Consider the following 26383-nt stretch of genomic DNA (forward strand, 5'->3'; position numbering starts at 1 on the left):
CAGGAAAATAAAAATGTAAATGCGAATTTGCTTAAATATTAAGCTTTGTTGACAATTGGAATACCTGATAAGGAAATGTAATATTTCTTTCACAAAATCCGTATAATCTGTTTATTATTGCATTAACCAAAAAAACTATTTAAATACATGCAGAAAAATGCTCTCAAATTTCTGATGCTGATGCTTTGTGTCGGTATTGGAAATCTTTATGCCCAAACGGCAACGCCAGTAAAAAGAGAATTTAAATTCGGTAAAATTGCTCCGGCAGAATTTGAAATCAAAGCTTCAGGACCAGATTCTGCAGCCTCGGCCATTAAATTATTCGATGTTGGAGACTGTTATTTTGAATTAAGCCCTTCATCAAGAGGCTTTGTATATGTTTTTGAAAGACATATCCGCTACAAAATTTTAAACAAGAACGGATACGACCTGGCCAATTACAAAGTAGAACTTTACAAAAGCAGTAATGCTGCTAAAGAAGATCTGAGTTTCATGGATGGCGCTACCTACAACATGGTTGATGGTAAAATGGTGACCAGTAAATTAAACAAGGATGCGAAATTTACCGAGGAGTTCAACAAAAACTATATCATCAAAAAATTTGCCCTTCCAAATGTTAAAGAAGGCTCCATTATCGAATTCCGCTATAAAATTAAATCCGATTTTATTTTCACCCTTCGCGGATGGCGTTTTCAGTCTGATATCCCTACCCTTTGGACAGAATACAATGTTAAAATACCTGAATACCTCACTTATAAAAACAACATGAGTGGTTATTATCGTGTTGATCATCCTAAACATGAATCGGTAAGTGCTTCTTATATCCCGGGTGTTACCTCGAATGCGATGTACGATAAATATTGTGCAGAAAATGTACCGGCATTAAAAGAAGAGCCTTACGTAACTACTATGGATGATTATATCCCTAAAATCAGCTTTGAGTTACGGGCAACCAATTTTCCGGGAGAACTTGTACAGGATTTTAATGGTTCGTGGGGAAAAATCATTAATGAAATGGCTAATGACGAGAATTTTGGCAGTTTCATTAATAAAAACAGCTATGCAAAATCGGTACTTCCAGGTATTTTAAAAGGCGAAAAGGATACACTAGCAGCCATTAAACTGATTGTGAATTATGTAAAAAATAATTTAAAATGGAACAAAGAGTATTCGAAATATGCTAATGAAACCAATCCAAAAAGTGTTTTCGAAAAAAAGACAGGTTCATCAGCAGATATTAATCTTTCGTTATTGAGTTTATTAAAAGAGGCCAAAATAGAGGCCTACCCGGTTCTACTCAGTACCAGAAAGAATGGCGAACACCCAGGTTATCCATTAATTTCGGCATTTAATAATGTTGTAGGCGTTACCCAAATTGGCAATAAACTCTATTACCTTGATGCAACCGATAAAGACCTGCCTGTAGGCATGCTCGATTACGAGAACCTGAGCCATCAGGGCTTTTACATGGATCTGAAGGCCATAATCGGCAAATGGTTACCAACTGAGCCAGAACTTGCCAGCGAGGATATGTTTGTTTACAACCTGACATTAGACAAAGAACATAAACTTAAAGGAAAAATTAACCAGTATACCAAAGGTTACTCGGCATTACACCTGCGCGACAAATACAGAACCACCAATAATGAAGCTGAGTTTATTAAGAGCTTTAAAAAGGATAAAACAGGTTTAGAAGTAAGCAATTATAAAATCGAAAATCTGGATAACCTGGACGAGTTGCTTACCGAAACTATGGATGCCGAAATTGAAGATAATGTAGAAGAAGCCGGCAACCTGGTTTATTTTACCCCACTCCTTTTCGAAAGAACAAAAGAGAATCTTTTCAAACTTGAACAGCGTAAATTTCCGGTTGATTTTGCTTATCCTTTTAAAGAAACCTATCGAATTACGGTAACCTTCCCTGAAGATTATGAGATTGATAAATTACCAAAAGGCGGTATTTATAAACTACCAGAAGAAAACGGAAGTTTTGCAATCACCTATCTTACCGAAGGTAAAACTTTAATGGTAAAAAGCTCAATCAGTGTAAACAAATCGCTTTATACACCCGAAGAGTACTTCGATCTACAGGCTTTGTTTAAAGCCATAGTTGAAAAGCAGGCCGAGCAAATTGTATTTAAAAAGAAAGTATAATGAAACGATACTTAAGTTTGGCTGTTGCATTTTTAAGTATAAGCACAGCCTTTGCACAAACAAATTACGATGTAGCTAAAATTGCCGACAACCTTAAAAAAGATGCTGTTGCTGTAATTAGAAATGAAGATAGCTTTTTTGATGTGAAAGGACCTGGAGCAGCAAAAATGGATTACAAAATTGCGATAACCATTTTAAACAAGGCTGGAGATGACTTTGCAGAAATGGCTGAAGTTTACGATAAATTCAGCAACATCTACAACATCAAAGCTACCCTTTATGATGCCGCGGGCAAAAAAATTAAAGATTATAAAAGTTCGGACATTAAAGACCAAAGCCTGATTTCTGATTTCTCTATTTTTGAAGACAACAGGCTTAAACTGTTAAAGTTTGTAAGCATTTCTTACCCTTACACTATCGAGTATAGTTATAGTCAGGATTATAACGGTTTGCTTTATTTCCCTTCGTGGCGCGATCTTAAAACTTTTGGGATTTCGGTAGAGCAAAGTGCTTATACCATACAAAAGGCAAAAAATTACCAGATGCGCTACTTAACCAGCAGCAATCTTAAAACCGATTCGGCAACTATTGGCGAAAAAGTTCAGTACAAATGGAAAAGCACAAATGTGCCTGCTATTGTCCACGAACCAATGAGTACAGGCATTGATAACATTTCTGCCTGGGTAAAAGCCTCTCCAAACCAATTTGAGTACGATGGATCGACCGGTAATTTTAACAACTGGAAAAACTTTGGTTCGTGGCTATACACCTTAAACCAGGGTGGCAATAAACTACCCGATGCCACCAAACTGATGGTGCAGAACTTAATTAAGGATGCCAAAACGCCAAAAGAGAAAATGCGGATCCTATATAATCATCTGCAACAGAATACGCGCTATGTAAGTGTTCAGTTAGGCATAGGTGGTTTCCGCCCTATTCTAGCCGAGAAAGTTGCACAGGTAAATTATGGCGATTGCAAAGCGCTTTCTAATTACATGAAAGCCTTACTTAACGAAGCTGGAATTGCCTCCAACCTCATTGTAATTGGCAACGACATGCCGAGTTTAAACCCGAATTATTCGAGCATGGGGCAGGCTAATCACATGATTTTATGTGTACCCTTACCTAAAGACACCACATTCTTAGAGTGTACCAGCCAACATACCCCCATGGGTTTTATAGGCTATGGCAACGCCGATCGCAACGTATTGATTGTAACAGAAGATGGAGGCAAAATTATCCATACACCGGCTTACGTTGCCAAAGAAAACTACCAGATCAGGAAAACCAAAATCGTTCTGGCCGAAGATGGAACAGCAAGTTCAGAAATCAGAACAACTTATGGCAATGCGCAGTTTGAAGAAAATCTCTCGATGACCTTAATGGAACCAGTTGAAGCCAGAAAACGGATTATCGAAAGCAGTAAAATACCGGTTGCCGAACTCATCAATTATAAATATGCCCAGGCGGATAAAACAATTCCGGTGCTTACCGAGGAGATCAATTTCAAAACCAATCCGATTTTAACCAAAGGAGGCGATAAATTGTTTCTGGTGATTAATCAGGTAAACCGCAAAGAAAATGTGCCCTTAAAGGTCGAAAACAGAAAAACTTTTTTTGCTGTTCCGTTTAGCTATAACGATGAGGATGAGATTAACTATACTTTGCCAAAAGGATACACTGTAGAATTTATTCCGAAAGATATTACCATAACTTCTGAATTTGGATCGTACACTGCCAAGTTTAGTGTTAAAGACAATATGATTGTTTATAACCGTACCCAGATCATGAATGATAAGAAATACCCGCCTGAAAAATATGCGGAATATGTAGACTTTTATAAAAAAATCTATCAGGCTGATAAGCAAAAAGCTATTTTAGCAAAAACTTTATAATTAGACTATGATTACTGAAAACCAATATTTTGACGGCAACGTTAAATCTTTAGGATATGAAACAGCTGAGGGCAAATCAACCGTAGGGGTGATTAATCCGGGCGAATATACTTTTGGCACGGCGCAGCAGGAAATTATGCACGTTGTTGAAGGCGAACTGGAAGCACTTCTACCAGATGCTACCGAATGGATAAGCATAACAGCCGGAAACCACTTCGAAGTACCTGCCAATGCTTCGTTTAAAGTAAAAGCTGCTGTACAAACCGCTTACCTTTGCCAATACAGATAATCAAAAAAAGAAGTCAGGTTTTTACCCACTCGTCATACTGAACTTGTTTCAGTATCTCTTACGTGGCTGGAAAACCTGACTTCTTAGCTTAAACGTTTCGCCTTACTTCTTCCCGATTACCACTTCGGTAAAACTTTCGGTAGTGAGGTATTTATTGGCCAAAGCCAGCAATTCCTGGGCGGTAATGGTTTTTACGGTATTAATATATTTTGTATAATAATCGTAATCCAATCCGGCGAAATAAATATTCTTAAACTTATCGGCATGAGAGAAAACATTTTCTAAACTGCCCAACATGGAGCCCAGCATATAATTACGCACTAAATTAAGCTCTTCTTCTTCGATCAGTGTCGTTCTCAGTATTTCGATCTCTTTATAAATTTCGGTTAAAGCGGCGCCACAAACATCGGCACCGACCTCGGTTGCTATAAAAAGGTATCCGGCTTGCTGCAACGATGATATACCCGAACCGATGCCATAAGTATAACCTTTATCTTCGCGGATGTTGGCCATTAAACGCGATCCGAAATAACCACCCAAAACTGTATTTAAAATCTGAAGTCCTGAAAAATCTTCGTGCTTGCGGTTAACGGCCAGCTGCCCAATCCTAATGGCCGATTGTAAAGCCTCTGGTTTCTCTTTATATACAAACTGTTTTTCAGTCGGGCTAAAGCTAAAAGCGTTTTTTACCACCTCGCTTTTTTCCCAATCGCGACCAAAATGACTATCCAGCAGATCAAAGCCTGCTGCATCAAATTTGCCCGATACCACAATGGTACAGTTGTTTGGTGCATAAGCAGTTTTAAAATAAGTTAAAAGCGCTTCACGCTCCAGCCCGTCATAGTGTTCTGCTTTAATATCTACGCCGTAAGCAGTTTCACCAAATAAAGCGTGGGCAAATTCTTTTCTCGAAACGATATCGTTCTTTTTAAGGTTAACCTGCAGCTTTTGTTTCTGGTTCTGAATATAAATATCGAGTTCGTTTTGCGGAAACTGGCTGTTGGTTAAAACATCTTTTACTATCGGTAATACCGAATGCAAATGTTTGTTTAAAGTATACAGGGTAACCAACGATTGATCCTGCGTATACTCCGTTTGAAAAAACGCACCGTAAAAATCAATTTTTTCGGCTATTTCCTTCGCCGATAGTTTGTTCGTTCCGTTATTAATTAAAGTACTTACCGCAATGGCCTGCAAAGGTTTGTCGCGATTCCAGTTTACGTTTTCAAAGATAAATTCAATCCGTACCAGATCCTGCTCACCCGAATAAATCGTAAAAACGGGCACGCCGTTGCTTAATAATCTTTTCTCAGGCTGGATAAAATTTATAGCAGATACCTGCTTAAAATCAGGCGCTTGTTGTCTGTTAAGCATGTTCTTCAGTTAAATAATATAAGGTTGAGGATGAATTTTTGTTAAAAGTTTCGTTGGCTATCCGTTGGATGTCTGCTGATTGAACCTTTAAAAATTCGGCTGTTTCGTTATTCAATAAAGCAGCATCGCCCAGCAATTCATAATAAGCCAGGTTCATCGCTTTATCCAGTAAACCCATTTCAGAAAATACCAGGATTGATTCTACCTTGTTCTTTACTTTAGTAAGCTCAGTATCCGAAACCAGTTCGGTTTTTAGTTTTTCCAGTTCGGCCCATATGGCTTTTTCGGCTGTTTCTATGGCTACGCCTTCTATCAGTTTACCCTCAACAATAAACAAACCCGGATCTAAACTACTCGAAATATAAGCGTTAATCTCGCTAAAAAGCTGCTGTTCTTTAAGCAAGCTGTTATATAACCGCGACGATTGTCCGCGCGATAAAATATCAGACAGTAAATCGAAGGCATAATAATCACTGTTCAATCTGCCCGGCATTTTAAAAGCCATATAAATGGCATTTAACGGCACATTTGCTTTAACGGTTTCTTGCCTGGCTTCAATTTGCGGTTCTTCCTGCTCCAAATTGCGGTGATACTTCTCTCCTGCCGGAATAGGTTCAAACCATTTTTCGGCCAGTTTTTTCACCTCTTCGGTTTTCACATTGCCACCTACAACCAAAATCGCATTTTGCGGATTGTAATGTTTCTTAAAAAACGCCTTCACATCATCCATCGTTGCATTTTCGATGTGCGAAAGTTCCTTACCGATAGTTGCCCAGCGGTAAGCATGTTTTTTGTAGGCCAGCGGACGCAGTTTTAACCAAACATCGCCATAGGGCTGGTTCAGGTAGCGTTGCTTAAATTCTTCGCTTACCACATTGCGTTGCGTATCAAGGCTCTTTTCAGAAAAAGCAAGGCTCAGCATCCGGTCGCTTTCCAACCAGAACGCCGTTTCAATATTTTCGGCCGGCAGGGTAATGTAATAATTGGTAATATCGTTGCTGGTGAAGGCGTTATTTTCGCCGCCAACGCGTTGTAAGGGTTCATCGTAATTGGGGATATTAATTGATCCGCCAAACATTAAATGTTCAAACAAATGTGCAAAGCCGGTTTTTTCAGGGTCTTCATCACGCGCGCCCACATCATATAAAATATTCAGAACTGCCATCGGAGTAGTTGCATCTTCGTGCACCAAAACTTTTAAGCCGTTAGCTAGTGTAAAACGATTAAAATCTACCATTATCTAATTTTAGAGCGGTAAAGATAATTTAATAATTCATTTAGCAGAAAGCGATTAGTAAAGAGAATACAATTAAAAGATATTTTGGTAGGCGGCAATGCTATTTTTATTATTTTAGCGACAGATAATTAAGTTAACATGGGCGAGGAAACACCAAAAAATTCATTCGGAATTTTAAACAGTTTAAAAAAATTAATCTTCGAAGATAGCGCAGATGCTCCCGGCAACACTCCTGAACCGCAGCCTGCCGGCAACAATACAAAAACACCCGAACCTGTAACTTACCAGCCACCTGTTAATCTAAAGGAAAATGTTGCCGTAACCGGTGCTACTGATGTTAAGCAAATGAAGGTAAAAGTTTTGGGTATACTGGAGAAAATGAATGAACCGGGACTCGATTTTTTTGAGGTTTGGAATGCCGCAGCAGAAATGGGCAGTGTTGATGCAGCAACCATTAAAGCAGCTTATACCTCTTTAAAATATGTAGAAAAAGACTTAAGCAAACAAAAACTGTTAACTACCGGCCGTAATTATGCTACAGAACTGAAAAAAGTTATAGATCAGGAAAGCAACCAGAAACAGCAGCAAAAACAAAACATAGAAAATAGCATTGTTGATGAAAAAAACAGGCTGGCAAACGAAATTAAAATTATTGAACAAGACCTTGCCGATCTTAAAGCCAAACTGCATACTAAAGAGCAGGATTTAAAGAACATTAATGCCAAGTACGACCCGCAACTGAAAGATATCGATCAGAAAATTGCCCTGGGTAATGCTGCCGTTAATGAGGTAATAGCCGATATCGAAAAAGCATTAAGTATTATTGAAACAAACATAAATTAACGATTAAAAATTAACGAAAACGTAATGGAAAACAAAAGTCAGTATGTAAATATTCCAGCCGAAATTAAAAGTCAGCTGCCTATATTTCAGGTTTTAGGCGATCATCTCCCAAGCCAGATCCAAACACCTGAAGGCAAAAAGGTAATTTCGAGTATCTTTTTTTGGGCACTAATTTTAGGGGGTGCATTTGCTTTTTTCAAATTCCTGCCTATTATGCTGGAATATGCAGCCAAAAGTATTTTACTGGTTATCTTTAGTATTATACTGATTGTATTGCTTTTACTGGCCCCAAAAATTATTGCTTTACTCCACAGATTGGGTACTGTTTTAATTTTTAAAGGAGAAAAAGCCATCATAAGAGGTAATCCTATCGAAACCCTTCAACTACTCTCAAAAGACGCAAAAGATACTTTGAAAAGAGTAAAAGATAAAATTGCCAACGTTGATGGTGTTCGCATAGACATGATACAAAGCGGAGAAACAGCCCAAAAAACTGCCGAAGAAAAATATACTTATGCTAAACGTTTTACTGTTGAAGCGGCTAATTTAGATGAAAAAGCTAAGCAGGAATCGGCCAACAACAATATCGAAAAAGCCAACGACTTAAACAGGGATGCCAAGGAGACACGTACAAAAGCTTTCCTTTTGGGTAAAGAAGGCGAAGCCGAAGAACAAAATGCGCGCAGTTACGTACAATATGCCAACCAGTTTGCCAAAGTTTTGGAGGTTTTAAAAGATAACGAAAGTGCTGCCCGTATTTATGTAAGCACCTTAGATAGCAGTATTTCTATCATTTCTAAAAAACTGGAAGCAACCCAAAAAATGAAAAATGCAACCGAAGGGCTTGCAGAAGTTTTTAACATTAAGGATGGATGGGCTTTCCAGGAGGCGATGAATGCAGCAACAGGCGCCATTAGCCAGAATATTGCTTCTATCCGTTCAAATCTCGATTTCTTGGATCAAAACAATAACATTACTGTTGGCGGTGCCCCATCGCAAAGCGAATTGGAAGAATTCATCAAAAAAGTAGACGATCGTAACCTTAAAATGCTTAACGTAAGCAGAATGGCCGATGCTTCTTACGAACTTAAACCTGAAGAAAAAGTAGATAAAGGCTTTACCTTACTAGATTAATCAAACTCTTAATTAAAAACATATCACAATGGAAGAAAAATCAACCTGGGCAAGATTACGCTGGCCTATAAAAGCAATTATTATCGCAATACCGATTATTGGCCTTGGTTACTGGGCTTTCGAATCAGGAAAAATTGATGCCATATCAACTGAAGGAAGTAAAAAAGACAGCACAGAGCAGGTATCCTCACCTACCTCTTCTTCAGCTAAAAGCGACGAAGCAAGGAGCTTTAATTACACCCCCGAAAAACCGGTAAATGGCGAATATAAAGGTGTTGTAGAAGTTGGTGCATCAGGCTTTAACTCATTTGTAGTAAATATTGATAAAGAAAAACGCTGGGAAATTATCTCTAAAGATTTTGGAAAATCATTTGTTTACGAAGGTTTGGCAAATACTGCCGATATCAGAACCGGCCTGAAAGATTATATAGGCGCCATGTTTGATAAAGGCGTTAAATCTAAAAACATTCACTTTGTTATCAGTTCTGGTGCACAAAAAGAACCTAAAACAACTGCCATTGTTTCTGAATTAAAGAAAATGGGCTTTGTGGTTAACCTGGTTACGGCAGAACAGGAAGGTAAGCTGGCTTTAAAATGTGTGTTACCGGCATCTTACTATGATAACTCTTTCGTTGTAGACATTGGCTCTGGAAACACTAAAATTTCGTGGATGGATGGCGACATTAAATCTTTCGAAGCACCGGGCGCCAAATATTATGAGAAAAACCTGAAAGATGATGTGGTATATAACGATGTTAAATCTTTATCATCAAAAATTCCTTCCGGAAAACGCGAAGTTTGTTTCATTATTGGCGGTGTGCCATTTGAACTGGCTAAACAAACCCGTAGCGGCGAGGAAAGATTTACCGTTTTAAATGATCCGGGTAAATACAATACCGATAAAATTAAAATCAAAAGTGGTGTAAACATTTACAAAGCCATTAAAGATGCTACCAATTGCGATACTTTTGTGTTTGACTGGGATGCAAACTTTACCATTGGATTTTTATTATCACTTAAATAATAAATCTTTTAAAAGGGCGACTGTTTAAATACAGTCGCCCTTTTTTTATGTCAAAAATTTACTTTCCCGCCAGAATAACTAATCACTGTTTGTATAAACAATTTAGTATTTTTGCCTTATGAATACAGCCGATTTACTGCATAGGGCATTACATTTTGATTTTTTAAGCCTTGAAGAAGGTGTCCATTTATACCACAATGCCGATACCGCATCTTTGATGTTTGTGGCAAACGAATTGAGAAAGATACAGGTACCCAGCGGTAAAGTAACCTGGCAAATCGATAGAAATGTAAATACCACCAATGTTTGCATTGCCAACTGTAAATTCTGTAACTTCTTCCGCAGGCCTGGCCATGAGGAGAGTTACATTACCGATATCGAAACCTATAAGGTAAAAATCGAAGAAACTTTCCGCTTAGGTGGCGACCAATTGTTATTACAAGGTGGGCATCACCCCGATTTAGGTTTGGCTTTTTATGCCGATCTGTTTAAAAAACTAAAAGAATTATATACCGATTTAAAACTTCATGCTTTAGGCCCGCCAGAAATTGCACACGTTGCAAAACTCGAAGGCATGAGCCATACCGAAGTTTTAAAAACGTTAAAAGCAGCCGGTATGGATTCTCTACCAGGTGCCGGTGCCGAAATTTTAAACGACCGTGTGCGTCGCCTGATTTCGAAGGGTAAATGCGGTGGACAAGAATGGCTCGATGTAATGCGTGCCTGTCACCAATTGGATATTACCACTTCGGCTACCATGATGTTTGGCCATGTAGAAACCATCGAAGAACGTTTCGAACACCTGGTTTGGATTCGTCAGGTACAAAGCGAAAAGCCAGCCGATACCAATGGCTTCCTGGCCTTTATCCCCTGGCCTTTTCAGGATGATGGCACTTTGTTAAAAAGACTACGTGGCATCAGCAATACGGTAACTGCCGATGAATATATCCGCATGATTGCACTTAGCCGTATTATGCTGCCGAACATTAAAAACATTCAGGCCAGCTGGCTAACCGTAGGAAAAACAACCGCTCAATTGTGTTTACACGCAGGCGCAAACGATTTTGGATCGATTATGATCGAAGAAAATGTGGTTTCGGCTGCAGGTGCCCCACATCGTTTTACGGCTAAAGGCATCCAGCAATCTATCAGGGCAGCCGGTTTCGAACCTCAGTTACGTGGACAAAAATACAACTACCGGGATTTGCCAGAACATTTAGAAGAACAAGTAATTACATACTAAATAAAAAAACGCTCGTGTTAAAGAAAACTACGCTTTTATTGTTCCTGGTAATTGGAGCTGTTAAGTTAAATGCCCAAAGCAAATGGTTTAAACAACAGATTAGCGAAAAGGTAAGTGTTAACTTTCCTGTCCAGCCAAAAAAAGTTAACGAAACTTCTTATGCATTAAAAGATTCGACAGGAACCATTTATGTCAATTCCAGAGTTGACCTGCTTCCGATAATGAAATTAGACGTGGCAACCTTTAATGCTGAAATTGAAAACCAAAAATTTGCAGACGAGTTTGTTGTTGGTATAAGCGGTTCATTCCCGAAATATAAATTTGAAAACCCTAAACTGATCATGGTAAGTGGGTATAGAACTTATGCTGTAACCGCCCGCGATGAAGAAAACAAGATTAGCTTGTACATGAATGTTTGCTTTTTAGATGGTACTGCATACAGTTTTTCCTGTTTTTTACCTGACGGAAAAAGTGTCAAAAACAAAGATATATTCATGAGTACTATCTGGCTTAAGAATTAACAAAACCGCAAGTTATAAAAAAAGGGAAGCAGCCCAAACGCTACTTCCCTACCTTAAACTAAACATTACCTACTCAACAATCTATCTGGCTACGATAATTTTTTACCTGGCTGTAAGAATAAGTTAGCAATAGTAATTACACTTGCCCGATCTAAAGGCTCATCAAAACTTTCAACCGCTGCCAATTTAGCTGCTGTTGCATTTGGTGCCCCCGTAATATTGGCAATGTTCACATTAGCCTGTACAGTTAAATCTTCACCGGCATATACTGCATCTACCTGTGGTACACCCGAATCATTTGCCTGACCTGAAGCGCCAAGACTTACCCATGGTTTGTAAACCGCTGTACCTGCTGCAGTACGCATCTGGCGGATATGCGAAGCATGACGCGCCTCAACCGAGTGGATTTGCAAAGCTGTTTGTAATACGCCAGGACTAACCAATAAATTACCTGCCTGACCTTTGTAAGCCCTAACTCCTGTATCTTCAAAACCCTGTGCTACCGCTAAAAATGTATTGTAATCTGTATATACTGTAGCAAATGTACCTCCAGCCCTAAAATCGGTATCGGCATAAGCAATAGGTGCACGTGCCGAGCTTCCCAAAGCACCAACCAATAAATCTACGTGTGCTTTTTCATGATCGCGAATGGTTGTAATGGCTGTTTTTGCCGCGGCAGTTGGGTAAGTGAAAGTAACGTCAGTACCCAGCAAAGCGTGATTGTAAAAGTGATATTCCAAATATTCTAACGATAAAGCGAAGTTTAACACATCAACTACGGCAGTTGGTAAAGTCGTTTGTCCGTAAGCTTTCTGAAACATAGAGCCTAAAGCAAGCGGCATTGCAGCCAATGATATCTTTTTACCTATGTTGAAAAAGCTTTTCATCGCGGCTCTTCTCGGGTTTAAACGCTCATAGATTTCGCCATCAACTTTTTCAATTTCTTCTAATATATTTACGATATTCATGATTTCTGATTTTAAAAATTAAAGATTAATTACATTAATTTTGGTTTTGATATACTTACCTGCAGTGGCTAAAACCTTGTCGGGGGTTAAAGCAGCATCCAGGCCGCCGGCATTATTGGCACCCAGTGGCGCAAGGCTGTTCAGATCGGCAAAAGATCCGTTCGAAATCAAATCGCGCACATAGGCTGCATGACGGGCCTCAACCGAAACGATTTTTCCTGCCAATAATAAATAAGTAGCACTCTTAATTCGTGGTCCGGCACCATTGTATGCAGAAACGCCTAAATCTTCGAAAGCCATGGCAGTACCCAATACGCTCGATGCACTGGTAAAATCTATAGAATCAAAATTCACTTCCAAACTACCTATTGCAGCTGTACCTAAAGCTGCTTTGAAAAACTCACGGTGAGCAATTTCGTGAAACTGGATATCCTGAAAATAGGCTTTTTGGGCAGCGGTAAAACTTGCTGGTGGCGCTGAAGCAACTTTAACATAAAATGCTGCCTCAAGCTGCTCTAAAGCATAGGCATAATTTAAAACACCAAAATCGTCTTTAAAATCTAAAGTTACACCGGTATTCATATCCGGATAGCCACGGTCTTTTTTACAACCTGCAGCTACGAGGGCAATACCTGCCGCGCTAGCTCCGGCATACTGTAGAAAAGATCTTCTTCCTACAGCTTTTTCAAATAAACTTTCTTCCTGAAGTTCACTTTTCCTTATTGGTTCATTGTTTTTCATAGTCATCTATGTTAGTGGTTTTGAATACGTTTGATGATACATACGTGACAATCAGAGCACTGGTTTTTTGCTATTCTATTTTTTTTTGTTGTCCGATTTTAATACATTCACCAACGTATTGATATGACGACTTTAAAAGCCATTATTGTTGATGATGAGGAATTTGCCCGGTCATCCTTGTTTTTTTTATTGCAACAGAACTGCCCACAGGTAGAAATTACCGGCATTGCACGGTCTGTAGCAGAGGCTAAAGACATTTTAGCCCACCACCCTATCGACCTGATTTTTTTAGACATTGCCATGCCGGGCGGTAATGGTTTTGAGTTAATTCCAGATGCGCAAAAGCATAATGCCGCAGTTATTTTTACAACCGCTTACGATCAGTACGCCCTTAAAGCAATTAAGGCCAATGCACTTGATTATTTATTAAAACCGATAGATATTGACGAGCTGACTATTGCCGTTGACAAGGTTTTTGAACACATTAAACGCTTTAAAGGTCAGGAAGAAAATGATGAAAGAATCCAGAATCTGGCTTCCAGTTTAAGTTCGAGGGCAGAGATAAAAAAACTGACTTTACCTTATGGTCAAGGCTTTAAAATGATCGATATTGACGATATTATTTACATTGAAGCCGATAGTAATTATTCTATCGTACACCTCAATAGTCACGATAAAATAACGGTTTCTAAGGTTTTACGCGAGTTTGAAGAGCTTTTACCTGGCGATCAGTTTGTCAGGATCCATAAATCGAGCATCATTAACCTCAATCATTTAAAAGAATACAATTCTAAAAATGGTCTGCAGGTTTTTTTGAAAAATGGCGAGAGCATTAATATTTCGCGCCGCAGGGCCAGCGATTTCTTCGAAAAAATAAAACTATTTACCAAGGCAAACAGTGAGCATTAAATACCGCACCGTGCACAGAAGTTCAGCTCAAAAAGCAAAGTTGAAGTTAAACCTCAGCCGAAATTTCTTTGTACTTTTCCTTTTGTTTTTAGCTTTTTTTCAGCCAAAACAGCTTTTTGCACAAACCACTTATCTGCCCCATTACAATGCAAAAAGCGGTCTGGCCAGCAACAACTGCTACTATATTTTACAAGATAAAAAAGGCTTTATCTGGATTGCGACCGACAACGGCCTAAGCCGTTTTGATGGCACCAATTTTCAGAATTTCACCATCGAAGATGGCCTGCCCGATACGCAAATCCTGCAGATGAAAGAGGATAAAGATGGCAGGTTATGGTTTTTTGCGCTTAATGGCCAGCTCAGCTATCTAAAAGAAGGTAAATTTTATAACCGCAACAACGATCAGCTACTCAAAAAATTAAGTTTCAATACCGTAATTGTATCTTTTTTAATTGATAAAGCCGGCAGGATCTGGCTGGGTACCAATTCCAACCTGATTGTTTGCTGGGATGGAAAAACAATCAAAAAGTATGTCTCGCCTAACCCTAATGATAAATTTATCAATGCTTTTATCCACGAAGATGAGCAGGGCAACATATTGGCTTACAGCGATCAGAGTGTGCAGCAGTTTGATGGGAAAAATTTTTCGCTTATCAAATCCAAAGTACAGCCCATTTCTTACATGACCGCTATTAACACGGCCAATAAATCGATGTTCTATCTGGATAATGGTGGTTTAAAGGAATTTAAACAGGGCCGTATTAACGATTTAATTGCTATCCCGCAGAACCTGATCAAAAATATGTCGGGTTATTTTTATTATGATAGCAGCACTAAAGAAGTATGGCTCTCGAATGCCAATGGTGCCTTTGCCCTCAATAAAAATGGCAAAACGGTACAGTACCTTCAGGATATTCCGGTAAATCAGGTAATTAAAGACAATAACCAGAACATGTGGTTTGCAACTACGCAGGGCATTTACATGTTACCCAATGTAAATAACCGTCTGTCCATTATCGATGCCGAATCGGGCTTAAGCAGTAATGTAATTAAAAGCATAACTAAAGATGGGAAAAACAGGCTTTGGCTGGGAACTGACGATGCCGTAATTGATGTTTTAACCATTAATAACTATCAGGTTGATGAAATTGGTTTAGATGACTTTAAGAAGTATAAAACCATTAAACAAATTACTTTTGATCCAAAAGAGCAATCCATTTACTTCGCATCCGATTATGGGATGGGCGTTTTTAAACACGTTTATAACAATACAGAAGAGGTAAGCTATCTAAAAGAATCGAACAACTCTATGTTCGTAATTAAACACTTCAGCGTTGGCGAAAACAATAATCACTTGGCGCTGGCGCTTTCGTCAGGAGTGGTTTTTCTGGCTGATCGGAAGAATAAATTCGAATTTAATGCAGCAAAATACCGCGAAAAGGAAGACTTTTTTAAAGACCGCTCCTACCACGTTTTTTATGATCGCGACGGCAATCTCTGGTTCTCCAATATCAATGGTCTTTCGCAGTTGGTAAAAGGAAAACTGATTAAGCACTTCGAAAATCATCCTTTGCTTACCAAACGGATTAACGATATCCAGCAACTGGCTGATGGTACTTTAGTGCTGGCCACTGATGGTTACGGATTGATTTTCTATAAAGACAACAAAATCAGAACACAGATTACCCAAAAAGACGGTTTAACCAATAATATCTGCACCAAAATATTTGTCAAAAACAGCGAAATATGGGTGCTTACTAACAAGGGCGTAAATAAAATTGCCAATTACCCTGCCGAACCCAGTGTGGCCAATTTTGATTATGGAAAAGACCTCTTAAGCGATGATGTAAATAGCTTGTTTATAGATGACAGTACGGCTTATTTTGCTACGAACAAAGGTCTTATTCTGTTTAAATACAATAATAAAAACAACCTGAAAAGCCTGCCCAAAGTGTACGTTACCTCCATTATTAAAGATAACGAACGCTTACCGGTTGACCAGGCCAATTTTACCTTCGAAACGGGCAACAATACCATTCTGTTTACTTTTAGCGCAGTTGATTTTACCACCAGTGATATTACCTACCGTTACCGCTTAAATGATAACCTGGCCTGGGTAGAAACCCGCACGAGGCGCCTCGATTTTTCTTCGCTGCAAGCTGGAGATTACGTTTTCGAAGTAAGCGCCAAAAGCCAGAACGGAAACTGGGGAGAATCTGCCAAAATTGCCTTTACTATTAAAAAACATTTCTGGCAAAGCCTCTGGTTCCTTTCTATTTTAATTTTGCTCGTTGCTTATATATTTTATAAAGTTGCCGTTTACATTACCCGCAAGCAGAAAGATAAAGAACAGGAACAGTTACTGCTAAAAAACAAAGTACTCATGCTGGAGCAACAAGCTTTGCAGGCCATGATGAACCCACATTTCGTGTTTAATGTAATGAACTCCATTCAACACTACATCAACACGCAAAATACTGCTTCGGCCAATAAAGTTTTAACCGGTTTTGCACGGCTGATTAGAAAAAACCTGGAAATTTGTACCAAAAGCTATATCTCGTTAGAAGAAGAGCTTGAATACCTGAACCTTTACCTTAAACTGGAAAAAAACCGATTTGGTGATAAACTCGATTACACTTTTACCATCGACGAAAATATCGATCAGGAAGAAACCTTTATCCCTTCCATGCTATTGCAGCCTTATGTAGAAAACGCCATCTGGCATGGCATTATGCCCAAAGAAACCGGAGGTAAAATCCAGATCAACATCAAACTGCAGGATGCTTTTTATTTAAATATCGAAATTATTGATGATGGCGTAGGTATTGATAACTCTTTAAAGAACAAAAAAGAAACCCACATCAGCAAAGGCATGCAACTTACCAAAGAAAGATTGCACCTTTTAGGTCAGATTGGAGCAAAACCTATACACTTAAGTGTACGCCAAAACCCTGTAAATGGTACAACAGTATCTATTTCTATACCGTTAAAATAGAAATTTTACCGTTTACTCAATTATTAATACCACTCACTAAATAGGAGTTTCACGGAAGCCCGATTAGCCTTAAACTTGTAATAGAAATAAACGATAGTGTTTATCAAAGACGTTCTTATAGAATTGATATAGATATTTAATAACCTAACCTAAAACTATATCTTAATTCAGGTTTCATTTGTGTGTTGAAAGCGGTCTTGTTTTTTAAAAGCGAGACCGCTTTTTTTATACCCAAAAATTCTATTTTTGCATATGTCCAATCCTAACATTACCAGGCACATTGAAGCCTTGGTATTCTCTTCTGTTCAAAGCATAGGCGTACAAGAGATTATACTCGCTTTAAATGCCATTTTTAATACCGAACATATCGAAACCCAGGTATTCGAAAGCATCGATCAGATTAAAGAAAAATACAGCCACGATGATTTCGCTATCGAGCTGGTACATTTGAATAACGGATACCAGTTTCTGACCAAAAAAGATTACCACGAAACCGTTAACCAGTTGCAGTTGCACCGCTCGAAGAAAAAACTGAGTCAGGCAGCCATGGAAACGCTCGCCATTATCGCCTATCGCCAGCCCATTACCAAGCTCGAAATCGAGCAAATCAGGGGGGTAAATTCCGATTACTCCGTACAGCGATTGCTTGAAAAAGAACTGATCAGTATCGATGGAAAAGCAGAAACTCCCGGCAGGCCGATTCTTTACAGTACCAGCCCGTTATTTATGGATTATTTCAGTTTAAACAGTTTAAACCAACTTCCGCAGCTCAAAGACATCGTAAAAGAAGAAAATACTGTAGGCGAAAATGCTGAATAAATAATTTATTTTCTTTGCTTCCAGATTGTTATTAAAAAAAGTTTTTTTGTAATTTTAAAGTATAAAAGCAATTTTTATTTTTGTGTTATGAAAGCGCCAAAGAAACTCCCAGCAAAGCCGACTACCAAGAAACAGGTAGACGAAGATGACGATCTTGAAGATGACGATATTCAAACTACGAAAAAGAAGCCTCAAGACGATGACGACGACGATGATTTTGACATGCCGTTAGATGATCTTGATACCTTCGATAATTTCGATGACGACGACGACGATTATTAATATTTAAAAAACATATATTTGAAAAGCATCCTACCGCTTGGTTGGATGCTTTTTTAATTTTAAAATCTTTTCATGCAAATCATACCAGTAAGCAGCCCATCTTTAAAAAAAGACTTTCTCAATACACCTAAATTACTTTACAAAAACGATCAAAACTGGATCTGTCCGCTGGATAGTGAGGTAGAAAACGTTTTTAATCCTGACAAAAACCCTTTTTTCGCGCATGGAAAATGTACACGTTGGGTTTTAAAAGATGATGCCGGAAAGTTAATTGGCCGTGTTGCTGCTTTTATCAACGAGAAAAAAGCACATAACTACGAGCAGCCAACCGGTGGAATGGGTTTTTTTGAATGTATTAACGACGAAAAAGCGGCTTTCCTTTTGTTCGATACAGCAAAAGCCTGGTTAATCGAAAACGGAATGAAAGCCATGGACGGCCCGATTAATTTCGGCGAGAACGATAGTTTTTGGGGCTTGTTGGTTGAGGGCTTTACCCCGCCTTCTTTTGGCATGAATTACAACTTCCCATACTATCAGCAGTTTTTTGAAAAATATGGTTTTGTTAAGGAGTACGAACAATTAACCAATCACATTAACCTTACCATCCCCTTCCCTGAGCGTTTTACCAAAATCGCCAACTGGGTAAGAAATAAACCAGGCTATACTTTCGAATATTTTAGCAAAGCCAATTCAGACAAATACATTAACGATTTAATGGAAATCTACAATGATGGCTGGCAGGATTTTGAAAACTTTGTGCCCATTAAAAAAGAGACCCTGCAAGAAAGCTTTAAAAGCATGGAACCCATTATGGATGAACATTTAATCCAGTTTGCTTATTTTAACGGTGAACCGGCTTCTTTTGTAGTACTCATTCCCGATGCAAACCAGATGATTAAAGGCTTTGACGGGAAACTGGGCTTATTAGAAAAATTAAAATTTGCTTACAGGCGCTGGGTGGGTGTAACCCGCATGCGCGCAATCGTGATGGGTACCAAGCCAAAATACCAGAAACATGGTCTCGAATCGGTTCTTTTTATCCGCCTGGGCGAGTATGTATTACCAAAAAATCAATATAAAGAACTGGAGTTAAGCTGGGTAGGCGATTTTAATGAACAGATGATTGCTATTCACAAAGCTACAGGCGCAACCTTTGGTAAGAAGCACCTGACTATGCGTAAAGTATTTTAGATATAAAAAATGGTTCGTGTCACTACGAACCATTTTTATTTTCCATCGTCCTCGTTTGTAACGAGGATGAATGAGACCGGCGATTTTATCGCCATTATAAACTATAATTCATAAAACAACCTAGGCATTCTTATATTTGGGCAGGTTAATCAACAGCACACTTCCTAAAATAATGGCCAAACCAATTACCTGTGTTACACCAATTACCTCGTTGGTAAAAGTTAAACTCAACAAAACAGCCACTACAGGGTTAACATAAGCATAAGTACTCACTTGCGTAGCCGGACGCACCTTTAAAAGCCATACATACGCGCTAAAAGCAGCTATAGAGCCAAATAAAATAAGATATACGATAGATAACCACGCATCGAGTGGTATACCCGACCAATCAAGTGTTTTAAATTCAGCTTTAATCAAACTGCCAGGCAAAAAGGCAACACTAGCCATTAACATTTGCCAACCTGTATTTACCGAAACCGAACTACCGGTGGTTGGGTGATATTTGGAATAAAGCGACCCTCCGGCCCAGGCAACAGGCCCGAAAACCAGCAACACCATACCAATAACCTGCAGCTTACTTTGAGGCTGATCAAGTGCCTGCAAAAGCTGGTTCCCAAATAACAGTACCACGCCCAAAAAGCCAATAATCAGACCAGAAACGATGTATTTATTGCTTAAGTTTTCTTTCCAGTGCGATTTATCCAGAATTACAAACCAGATAGCAGCCGAAGCTACCATAATGGCAACTAAACCACTTGGAATGAACTGCTCTACCCAAATTACGATACCATTGCCAAGCCCCAGCATTAAAATACCACTTACCGTAGCAATTTTAATGGTTTTGAGGTTAAAAATATCTTCACCTTTAAATTTACACCAGCCCAGCATTAAAACTCCGGCAATAAAAAACCTGATTACCCCCAAAGCAAAAGGCGGAAAACCAGCCAGTGCCTTTTGAATAAAAAAGTAGGTAGAACCCCAAACTATATATACGATAGCGAAAGCCAGGTAAACCATTACCGGCGATGCTTTTTTGTTTAAATCTGTCATAACTTTATTTTTCGGGGATTACCAGTTTTTGTTGCTCTTTTACCGTTTCTAATACGATGGTGGTTTTAACGGAAAGGATATTGGGCACCTTGCTAAACTCATCGCGCAACAAAGCCATCAGGGAAGCCGAATCAGCCGTTCGTACCTTTACCAGGAAACAATCATCGCCGGCAATAACGTGCACTTCCTGCACATCCGGAATTTTAGCCAGCTCGCTTGCAGTATCATTGCAACTAAAACTCTGGGCCGATTTCATAGAGATAAAAGCCAATAACTTTAAATCAACCGCAAGCGGATTCACCTTAGCATTGTAACCGGTAATTATATTTTTCTTTTCGAGTTTTTTTACCCGCTCCAGCACAGCCGATGGAACCAGCTCAAGTGCTTTAGCTAAATCGACATTCGAAATACGGGCATTATCCTGCATTAATCTGAGAATAGCCAGATCGATATGATCGAGGCTAAAATTGTTTTCCGTTACCATAGTATAAAACTATAAATATTTAGAATAAAAATCACAACAATTTAATTAAAAATGAATTTTATTCGAAATAATAATTTTATAATGACAAATAGTCGAAATAAATGCGATTTAGATCCCCAGCTTATCGTACAGGTCGATTACCTTTTTACGGAGCTTATTAATTTCTTCGTCTTTCTCCATCAGCTCTTTTTTCAGCATAGCGAGCTCTTCTGATGAATCAGGCGCAGCCGATAGCCCAAGTAACTGGGTAATGGGAACTTTGAAAACTTTTGAAATTTGTTGTAAACGGGAAATGTTCAGGTCGGTTTGACCGGTTTCGATTTTACAAAAAGCCGGGGTAGAGATATTCAGTTTTTTAGCCGCATCAGCCTGACTTAAATTTAAAGCCAATCTGCATTGCTTAATTTGATCTCCTATGCTTTTCATGTCTTTGAGATTTGAGATATAAGATGTGAGATATGAGACGTGAGATTTGAGACGGAGTTATCTTCTGTCTCAAATCTCATATCTAATGTTTGCAACCTACTTCTCTAAAGCAGCTGCCAGCTCTGGCAAATCAAAACCCGCGTAATTACCCGAACTCATCATCAGCAAATTGGTATCTGCATAATGTAAGCTCAATAAATATGACTTCAGCTTTGAAGCATCGTTAAAAAATTTCAGTTTTGGGTTCTGGAAAGCATTTTGCACATCATCTTCTGAGAAAGGCTCCATCCGCTTCTGCTCAAAAGATTTAATATCGATAAATACAATGGCATCATCAGCTTTATCCATAGCACCTGCATATTCTTTTAAGAAATCTTTATTCAAACTGCTAAAAGTATGTAATTCAATACAAGCCACCAGCTTACGATCAGTAAACTGTGTTTTAACTGCATCAATTGTAGCTTTTAATTTCGAGGGTGAATGTGCAAAATCTTTGTATACATTGGTCGAAGCATCGGCCGAAATCACTTCTAAACGTTTGGCTGCGCCGGTAAAAGAAGCAATAGCAGTATTAAATGCAGTTTCGTCAATTTCCAGTTGTGCACATACCAGTTTGGCAGCATTCAGGTTCATTAAATTATGATCGCCGAAAACTTTCAAAGCAGTATGTTCAGGAAGCAAATAGGTAATACCGGTTTTAATTTCGTGAGCTGGTATAGCATAACCAATTTTATTGATTTTAGCTTTTGAATGGCTTACAATCTCATTTAAATCAGCATCAGCTTCGCAGTAAATTAAGGTGCCGTTTTCTTCAATGGTATCAATAAATTTATCAAACTGGGCTGTATAATCGGCATAAGTTGGAAAAACATTGATATGATCCCAGGCAATACCACTAATTACGGCCACATTGGCTTTATACAAGTGAAATTTAGGCCTTCTGTCAATTGGTGAAGATAAATACTCATCTCCTTCAATAATTATAACCGGCGCCTCTTCCGTTACTTTTACCATGGTTTCAAAACCGGCAAGTTGTGCACCAACCAGGTAATCGAAATCGCGGTTATAGTAATTCAGTACATGCAAAATCATGCTGGTAATGGTTGTTTTACCATGACTACCACCAATAACTACACGCAATTTATTTTTACTTTGCTCGTAAATATATTCAGGGTAAGAATAAATTTTAACACCAAGTTCTTGTGCTTTTAACAACTCAGGGTTATCAATCCGGGCATGCATGCCCAAAATAACGGCATCCAAATCGCTGGTAATTCGATTTTCATCCCAACCCATTTCAGCCGGCAATAAACCGTATTTATCCAAACGCGATTTTGCGGGTTCGAAAATTACATCGTCCGAACCGGTAATCTGATAACCTTTTTTATGCAGGGCAATAGCCAGATTGTGCATGGCACTTCCACCTATCGCAATAAAATGTATACGCATATTTTTAATATTTTAGATTTGAGAAGTTAGATTTTAGACATGAGAATAAGCCTTAAGCTTCCTGCCTTTCACCTTCCGCCTTCCATCCTTCTACCTTTTCTCAAACTGAGCCGCAACCCACTCGCCATTTTGTTTATGGTCGATATATTTAATGCCGTATTTAGCACATTCGGCAGTAATCATGCTTAAATCGGGATCGAGGTAAAAACCACTGAAGAAAATCTTTCCGCCTGGTTTTAATACTTCGGCGTAGCGATGAATCTGATCTAAAAGAATGTTCCGGTTAATGTTGGCAAAAATAATATCATAAACTTCATCCGGAATCACCTCTTTACTACCACAAAGTGCAGTTAAATTATCGACACCGTTAAGCGCAGCATTTTCGATGGTACTTTGATAACAAATATCATCGTAATCGATTGCAACCAGGCTTTTAGCACCTAATTTAGCAGCCAAAATAGCCAGAATAGCTGTACCACAGCCCATATCCAAAATGGCTTTATCTTTTATATCTGCAGCCAGGATATACTGCATCACCATGGTGGTGGTTTGGTGGTGACCTGTACCGAATGACATTTTCGGATCGATTACAATTTCGTAAGGATACGATGGCTGTGGTTCATGGAAGGTTGCCCTCACGTAACACACATCATCAATTACCAGCGGGCTGAAATTTTTCTCCCATTCGGCGTTCCAGTTTTCATCGGCAACATCTTCTAAAGTATAATCTGTTGCAAACTCATCACTGTAATTAGCCAGCAGATCTTTCAACTCCTGCTCATTAAAATTATCTTTTATTACGAATGCCGTAAAACCACCCTCACTGTCTTCGAAAGTATCGAAGCCTAAATCTGCCAGATCGCTAATAAGCAAATCCTGCTGGTAGTCTTCGATACCCTGAAATGTAAATATTGCTTTTGTGTATTGCATTAGCTGTTTAATGCTTTAATAATATCTGTAAAATCGCGCGATTTTAACGATGCGCCACCAATCAGGCCACCATCAATATCAGGTTGTGCAAATAAACTTGCTGCATTGCCCGGGTTACAGCTACCGCCATATAAAATGGTTGTATCATCAGCTGTATTAAAGCCATATTTTGCCTGAATTTCGCTACGGATGAAAGCATGAATATCCTGAGCCTGCTCTGGTGAAGCGGTTAATCCTGTACCAATAGCCCAAACCGGCTCATAGGCAATTACAATTTTCTTAAAATCTTCTTCGGTTAAACCAAAAATACCATCTACCAATTGTTTTTTTAATACTTCGTAATAACTGCCGTTGTTACGCTCGTCTAAAGTTTCGCCGATACAAAAAATTGGGGTTAAGCCATTGGCTAAAGCAACTTTAGTTTTTTCTGCCAATAAAGCATCGCTTTCTGCAAAGTATTGTCTGCGCTCTGAGTGACCTAAAATAACATATTCTGCACCAACAGATTTTACCATTTTAGCAGAAGTTTCGCCAGTGTAAGCACCGCTTTCTTTATCGCTGATATTCTGAGCGCCAATTTTAACATCGTTACCACCCAATTTTGCCAGGCTGTTTAAATGGATAAATGGTGAGCAAATAATGGCTAACTGATCGCCTTTGCGCTCATCTCTAACCATATTTACGATTTCACTGAACAACGAAACGCCTTCGTTATAATCTAAGTTCATTTTCCAGTTACCGGCAACAATCTTTTTTCTCATTTTGTATTATTTAAGGATTGGTTGATCTTTTTCAAGATCAGGTTTTTATATTAAAATCGCCTATACGATTCAGTTAATTCAAATACTTTAGTCAGGATGTTTTTTTCAACCTCGTTAAAGGCCACATCTTTTCTGGCAAACACCTTTTCGGTTGTTTCGAACATTTTATGCAGTTTATAGGTATCGAAACCAGCAGCACCACCCCAGGCAAAATCGGCTATATGGTGTGGCGGGAAACCGGCACCAAAAACATTCGCTCCAACGCCTACTACGCTACCGGTATTAAACATGGTATTGATACCACTTTTGGCATGATCGGCCATAATTAAGCCACAAAATTGCAAATTGGTATTGCGCAGTTTTTCGCTTTCGTAATCGTAAAGTTTTACTTCTGCATAGTTGTTTTTTAAATTCGAGTTGTTGGTATCGGCACCAATGTTACACCACTCGCCCATTACCGAATTACCCAAATAACCTTCGTGACCTTTAGCTGAGTTACCCCAGATTACGGCATTGTTAATCTCGCCCCCAGCCCGGCTGTTTGGGCCAATGGTAGTACCCGAATATATTTTAGCACCCATTTTTATGGATGAATTTTCGCAAAGGGCAAAGGAGCCTCTTATTAACGAGCCTTCCCAAACCTCGGCATTTTTACCGATATAAATAGGTCCGTAGCCACTGTTGAGTACACTGCACTCTACCTTAGCACCTTCTTCCAGAAAAATATCGTTGCCTAAGAGCTGATTGGTGCTGCTGATAGCTGCAGAAGTACGTCCTTCGGTTAACAATTTAAAATCTTTCCTGATCTCAGCCGGATTGTTACCAAAAATGTGCTCCGGATAGCTAATCTTGATGAAGTTTAAGCCGTAATCAACAGGTTTTAATTGTTTTTTAGCCTCCTGCCAGGTTAAGCCTCCATTATTATTGAAGGCCAGAACAACATCACCCGCCAACAACACTTCACCGGCTTTAAGCGCGGTAACCGCGTTAAGCAAATCCTCATCGGGGCATACCGAACCATTTATAAATAAACTGGTGTTAGATTTCGGAGCAAATTTTACAGAGAGGTAATCCTGGGTCTGAAAGCCATAACCGGCTTTTAAGTATTTCGCCCACTTTTCTGCAATGGTTAAAATACCAATGCGCAAATTGGCCACAGGCCTGGTAAACGTAAGCGGACGAAGGGACATCCAGCTGGCATCATCAAAAAGATTGATTGTCATAAGCAACAAAAATAAAAAAAGTCCCGATGCTTTTGGCAAAGGGACTTTAAAAAATGCTTTTGTAGCTAAAATTATTTCTTAGCGTAACGGTTTTTGAATTTATCGATACGTCCTGCAGTATCAACCAATTTCATTTTACCAGTATAAAAAGGGTGTGAAGTGTGAGAAATCTCTAATTTATATAATGGATACTCGTTACCATCTTCCCATTTAATAGTTTCTTTAGTGTCTACGCAAGATTTTGTTAAGAAAGCATATTCGTTAGACATATCTTTAAAAACAACTGGTCTGTAGCTTGTTGGGTGCAAATCTTTTTTCATTTGAATATTATTTTTAGTTATCTGTGTGAAAGCATCAAGAACATTTTTGCAATTTGCTGGCAACAACGCTTATGACATTTCCTATTAGTCTTTCTACCTCTATTTTAGAGGATGCAAATAT

25 protein-coding genes are annotated in these 26383 nt (G+C 38.8%); 13 read left to right on the forward strand and 12 right to left on the reverse strand.

The features are described from left to right. The first annotated feature begins 147 nt into the window (after positions 1-147). Genes OC25_RS11710 through ppnP form a run of 3 tightly spaced genes read left to right on the forward strand, consistent with a single transcriptional unit; the run spans position 148 to position 4338 of the window. Positions 148-2154 carry a DUF3857 domain-containing protein gene (locus OC25_RS11710; protein WP_039476116.1) on the forward strand — a complete coding sequence of 669 codons (2007 nt, stop codon included), beginning with the start codon at positions 148-150 and terminating at the stop codon, positions 2152-2154. Continuing rightward, on the forward strand, positions 2154-4049 hold the full coding sequence (locus tag OC25_RS11715; protein ID WP_039476117.1) for a DUF3857 domain-containing protein: 1896 nt from the start codon (positions 2154-2156) through the stop codon (positions 4047-4049). The genes OC25_RS11710 and OC25_RS11715 overlap by 1 nt, the downstream gene beginning before the upstream one ends. A 7-nt stretch (positions 4050-4056) precedes the next feature. Then, positions 4057-4338, forward strand: coding sequence for a pyrimidine/purine nucleoside phosphorylase (gene ppnP, locus OC25_RS11720; protein WP_039476120.1), 282 nt, complete (start codon positions 4057-4059; stop codon positions 4336-4338). 102 nt (positions 4339-4440) lie between these two features. Here ppnP and OC25_RS11725 read toward each other — a convergent pair whose 3' ends face one another. Then, positions 4441-5712: a M16 family metallopeptidase gene (locus OC25_RS11725; protein WP_039476124.1), complete on the reverse strand. Its 1272-nt coding sequence runs from the start codon at positions 5710-5712 to the stop codon at positions 4441-4443. After that, positions 5705-6949, reverse strand: a complete 1245-nt coding sequence (locus OC25_RS11730; RefSeq protein ID WP_039476127.1) for a M16 family metallopeptidase — start codon at positions 6947-6949, stop codon at positions 5705-5707. The genes OC25_RS11725 and OC25_RS11730 overlap by 8 nt, the downstream gene beginning before the upstream one ends. Before the next feature lie 138 nt (positions 6950-7087). On the opposite strand from OC25_RS11730, the gene OC25_RS11735 reads away from it, so the two are divergent. The 5 genes from OC25_RS11735 (at position 7088) to OC25_RS11755 (ending at position 11714) form a co-directional block, all read left to right on the forward strand. Then, positions 7088-7792: a hypothetical protein gene (locus OC25_RS11735; RefSeq protein WP_039476129.1), complete on the forward strand. Its 705-nt coding sequence runs from the start codon at positions 7088-7090 to the stop codon at positions 7790-7792. A 24-nt stretch (positions 7793-7816) separates the two neighbouring features. Further along, the gene (locus OC25_RS11740) at positions 7817-8926 is read left to right on the forward strand and encodes a hypothetical protein (RefSeq protein WP_039476131.1); all 1110 of its coding nucleotides are present in this window, start codon (positions 7817-7819) and stop codon (positions 8924-8926) included. Positions 8927-8954: 28 nt separating this feature from the next. Then, entirely contained in the window at positions 8955-9950 is a 996-nt protein-coding gene (locus OC25_RS11745; protein WP_039476135.1) for a hypothetical protein, read from the forward strand. Positions 9951-10068: 118 nt separating this feature from the next. Then, positions 10069-11193, forward strand: coding sequence for a CofH family radical SAM protein (locus tag OC25_RS11750; RefSeq protein ID WP_039476139.1), 1125 nt, complete (start codon positions 10069-10071; stop codon positions 11191-11193). A 14-nt stretch (positions 11194-11207) separates the two neighbouring features. Next, positions 11208-11714: a hypothetical protein gene (locus OC25_RS11755; protein WP_039476142.1), complete on the forward strand. Its 507-nt coding sequence runs from the start codon at positions 11208-11210 to the stop codon at positions 11712-11714. A gap of 89 nt (positions 11715-11803) precedes the next feature. Here the strand turns inward: OC25_RS11755 and OC25_RS11760 are convergent, their stop codons facing one another. After that, positions 11804-12682, reverse strand: a complete 879-nt coding sequence (locus tag OC25_RS11760) for a ferritin-like domain-containing protein (RefSeq protein ID WP_039476145.1) — start codon at positions 12680-12682, stop codon at positions 11804-11806. 18 nt (positions 12683-12700) lie between these two features. Continuing rightward, the gene (locus OC25_RS11765) at positions 12701-13423 is read right to left on the reverse strand and encodes a ferritin-like domain-containing protein (protein ID WP_039476148.1); all 723 of its coding nucleotides are present in this window, start codon (positions 13421-13423) and stop codon (positions 12701-12703) included. 123 nt (positions 13424-13546) lie between these two features. On the opposite strand from OC25_RS11765, the gene OC25_RS11770 reads away from it, so the two are divergent. The 5 genes from OC25_RS11770 to OC25_RS11790 all read left to right on the forward strand — a co-directional run bounded on the left by OC25_RS11770 (position 13547) and on the right by OC25_RS11790 (position 19619). Then, positions 13547-14332: a LytR/AlgR family response regulator transcription factor gene (locus tag OC25_RS11770; RefSeq protein ID WP_039476151.1), complete on the forward strand. Its 786-nt coding sequence runs from the start codon at positions 13547-13549 to the stop codon at positions 14330-14332. Between the two features lie 40 nt (positions 14333-14372). Continuing rightward, positions 14373-17327, forward strand: a complete 2955-nt coding sequence (locus tag OC25_RS11775; RefSeq protein WP_245221976.1) for a ligand-binding sensor domain-containing protein — start codon at positions 14373-14375, stop codon at positions 17325-17327. A gap of 252 nt (positions 17328-17579) precedes the next feature. Further along, complete coding sequence (scpB, locus tag OC25_RS11780) at positions 17580-18146, forward strand: SMC-Scp complex subunit ScpB (RefSeq protein WP_039476154.1); 567 nt, start codon at positions 17580-17582, stop codon at positions 18144-18146. An 87-nt stretch (positions 18147-18233) separates the two neighbouring features. Next, complete coding sequence (locus OC25_RS11785) at positions 18234-18428, forward strand: hypothetical protein (RefSeq protein ID WP_039476158.1); 195 nt, start codon at positions 18234-18236, stop codon at positions 18426-18428. Positions 18429-18500: 72 nt separating this feature from the next. Then, entirely contained in the window at positions 18501-19619 is a 1119-nt protein-coding gene (locus OC25_RS11790) for a hypothetical protein (protein ID WP_039476162.1), read from the forward strand. 120 nt (positions 19620-19739) lie between these two features. Here the strand turns inward: OC25_RS11790 and OC25_RS11795 are convergent, their stop codons facing one another. The 8 genes from OC25_RS11795 to OC25_RS11830 all read right to left on the reverse strand — a co-directional run bounded on the left by OC25_RS11795 (position 19740) and on the right by OC25_RS11830 (position 26262). Further along, the gene (locus OC25_RS11795) at positions 19740-20669 is read right to left on the reverse strand and encodes an EamA family transporter (RefSeq protein ID WP_039476165.1); all 930 of its coding nucleotides are present in this window, start codon (positions 20667-20669) and stop codon (positions 19740-19742) included. Positions 20670-20673: 4 nt separating this feature from the next. Beyond that, entirely contained in the window at positions 20674-21153 is a 480-nt protein-coding gene (locus tag OC25_RS11800; protein WP_039476168.1) for an Lrp/AsnC family transcriptional regulator, read from the reverse strand. A 108-nt stretch (positions 21154-21261) separates the two neighbouring features. Beyond that, positions 21262-21579 (reverse strand): helix-turn-helix domain-containing protein, encoded by a 318-nt coding sequence (locus OC25_RS11805; protein WP_039476171.1) that lies wholly within the window; start codon positions 21577-21579, stop codon positions 21262-21264. Between the two features lie 96 nt (positions 21580-21675). Next, positions 21676-23028 carry a UDP-N-acetylmuramate--L-alanine ligase gene (locus OC25_RS11810; protein ID WP_039476175.1) on the reverse strand — a complete coding sequence of 451 codons (1353 nt, stop codon included), beginning with the start codon at positions 23026-23028 and terminating at the stop codon, positions 21676-21678. Positions 23029-23118: 90 nt separating this feature from the next. Next, positions 23119-23958 carry a 50S ribosomal protein L11 methyltransferase gene (gene prmA, locus OC25_RS11815; RefSeq protein ID WP_039476178.1) on the reverse strand — a complete coding sequence of 280 codons (840 nt, stop codon included), beginning with the start codon at positions 23956-23958 and terminating at the stop codon, positions 23119-23121. Continuing rightward, positions 23958-24719, reverse strand: a complete 762-nt coding sequence (gene tpiA / locus OC25_RS11820) for a triose-phosphate isomerase (protein ID WP_039476181.1) — start codon at positions 24717-24719, stop codon at positions 23958-23960. Before tpiA ends, prmA begins: the two co-directional genes overlap by 1 nt. A 50-nt stretch (positions 24720-24769) precedes the next feature. Beyond that, positions 24770-25942, reverse strand: coding sequence for a putative sugar nucleotidyl transferase (locus tag OC25_RS11825; RefSeq protein ID WP_039476186.1), 1173 nt, complete (start codon positions 25940-25942; stop codon positions 24770-24772). Between the two features lie 71 nt (positions 25943-26013). Then, the gene (locus OC25_RS11830; RefSeq protein WP_025142617.1) at positions 26014-26262 is read right to left on the reverse strand and encodes a type B 50S ribosomal protein L31; all 249 of its coding nucleotides are present in this window, start codon (positions 26260-26262) and stop codon (positions 26014-26016) included. Positions 26263-26383: the final 121 nt, after the last annotated feature.

Source organism: Pedobacter kyungheensis, assembly GCF_000812965.1.
GTDB classification, from domain to species: Bacteria; Bacteroidota; Bacteroidia; order Sphingobacteriales; family Sphingobacteriaceae; genus Pedobacter; species Pedobacter kyungheensis.